The sequence below is a fragment of the Paenibacillus sp. MDMC362 genome, from assembly GCF_003269305.1.
GTDB lineage: Bacteria > Bacillota > Bacilli > Paenibacillales > Paenibacillaceae > Paenibacillus_AQ.
This window is the reverse complement of the sequence record NZ_QLYT01000102.1, coordinates 1-1,805: the sequence shown is the minus strand read 5'-3', so window position 1 is coordinate 1,805 and position 1,805 is coordinate 1. Positions and strand designations below refer to the sequence as shown.

Below are 1,805 nucleotides of genomic sequence, written 5' to 3'. Positions count from 1 at the left end.
TAAAAAAACTGCACCTCCAACTGTTAGATGTGTCTAACAATGGGGGTGCAGTTCACCTAGCCGGCCTGTTTTTTTAAGATACCAGAAAGCATAAACTCCGAAACTTAGGCCTTCCTGATATCGCAAGAAAACATCCCTAACCGCGGTCTGTCTTCTAAAGAAAGTACGTCGATAGACGTTTTTCTTATGATATCCCTGCTATTTACGAAACTGCTGGATCAGAAACAGAATCAACGAGCCCACCACGCTGATGACGAGGCAGGTTACAATCGGAAAATAAATTTTGACATGGGGTTTATCCACCACGATGTCACCTGGCAGCCGGCCGACAAATCGCCCAATGACAGGCCACAGCAGCCCGATCACAATTAGAGCGCCGCCTATCCATAATAGAGCCCGAGTTACAGGATGCAAGGGTACGGTCACCTCATTCATTAAATCAAATACGTAAGCACGCAGGTTTCCTTGTATCATAGCGGATTTGGGGTGCCTCCTGCAAGGCCGGGTCCTTCCTGTCAATCAAGCGATTATCCTTTCACCGCCCCCGCCGTCATTCCGTCGATAAAATACTTCTGGAAGGCCATGAACAAAATAAAGATCGGAATGATCGAGAAAAAAGAGCCGACAATCAATAAATCATAATTGTTCCCGTAAGGGGTCAAGAGCGTCTTCAATCCGATCGGAAGGGTATACTTGCTATCGTCGCTGAGCACCATGAACGGCCATAAAAAGTTGTTCCAACTGTTCATGCCGTTCAGGATCGCCATAGCAGCGAAGGATGGCTTCATCACAGGCAGGATCAGCCGCATATAGATTCCGTATTCCGTCGCGCCGTCCACCCGCCCTGCCGCAATCATTTCTTTTGGAACCCCTCTTAAATACTGCCTGAAGAAGAAAATCGTGGCCGCGCTTGCGATCCCCGGCAGGACTATCGCCGAGTATGAATTCATTAGGCCCAAGTTGTACGTCAGGGAGTATAGCGGAAGAAGAAGAATTTCAAAAGGAACCATCATAATCAGAAGCACGCAGATAAACAAGAAGTTTTTGCCGATGAAATCATAGGCTGCAAACCCGTAGGCAACGGTTGCACTGACCAGCAGGGTTAACGTAACCTGCACAACCGTAAGGAGCAAGGAGTTAAAAAACCACATGAAGTAGGAGTGATCGCCCGTAAACAGGTAGGTGAAATTGTCCAGGCTCATCACCGACAGATCAAATTTCAGATTCAGTCCATACCGGATCAAGTCCTCGCCGGGTTTAAAGGAGGCGATGGTGACGGCATAGAAAGGGACCAGGATTAGAAAGCACAGTATGGAGAACAAAATAAAGAGGATTAATTTGACCAGCGTTTCTCTTCTCATCCTCAATCCTCCTTCTTGAACATGCCGGAGAGCTTCAGCTGCGTCAGGTTAATGAGCATGGTGATTGCCAGCAGCACAATCCCTACAGCGGCCGCATAACCCAGATTGTTCTTCTCAATGCCTTGACGGTACAGATAACCGACAATCGTGAGACCGATATTTTTCGGGGAGTTGTTGCCGTTCCAGAGCATCATGCTTTCGATAAACATGGCAAGCCCCGCATAAATGCTGATCGTTAACACATAAATCGTGGTAGGCTTCAACAGAGGCATCGTGATTTTGGTAAACTTCTGAAAGGCCGAAGCCCCATCGATGGATGCCGCCTCGTAATATTCGCCCGGGATGTTTTTGAGCCCCGATAAAAAATAGAGCATATTCACTCCCGTCCACCGCCATGTGGCAAGAGCCACCAGAGCAATAAAACCGGTAACCTGTCCCTTCAGA

3 protein-coding genes are annotated in these 1,805 nt (G+C 47.9%); all 3 read right to left on the bottom strand.

Going from position 1 to position 1,805, the window contains the following annotated elements; genetic code table 11:
- Window positions 1-198: 198 nt before the first annotated feature.
- On the bottom strand, window positions 199-414 hold the full coding sequence (locus DP091_RS30830) for a DUF2905 domain-containing protein (protein WP_071223055.1): 216 nt from the start codon (window positions 412-414) through the stop codon (window positions 199-201).
- Between the two features lie 113 nt (window positions 415-527).
- A complete protein-coding gene (locus DP091_RS30825; protein WP_113061817.1) occupies window positions 528-1,361 on the bottom strand; it encodes a carbohydrate ABC transporter permease in 834 nt (277 codons plus the stop codon).
- A 2-nt stretch (window positions 1,362-1,363) separates the two neighbouring features.
- Window positions 1,364-1,805: carbohydrate ABC transporter permease (locus DP091_RS30820; RefSeq protein WP_146747036.1), on the bottom strand; the 442-nt coding region annotated here is incomplete at its 5' end.

What these genes read in the sequence shown, in the direction of transcription:
- DP091_RS30825 (WP_113061817.1), bottom strand. Translation starts at nt 1,361, where the DNA reads ATGAGAAGAGAAACGCTGGTCAAATTAATCCTCTTTATTTTGTTCTCC.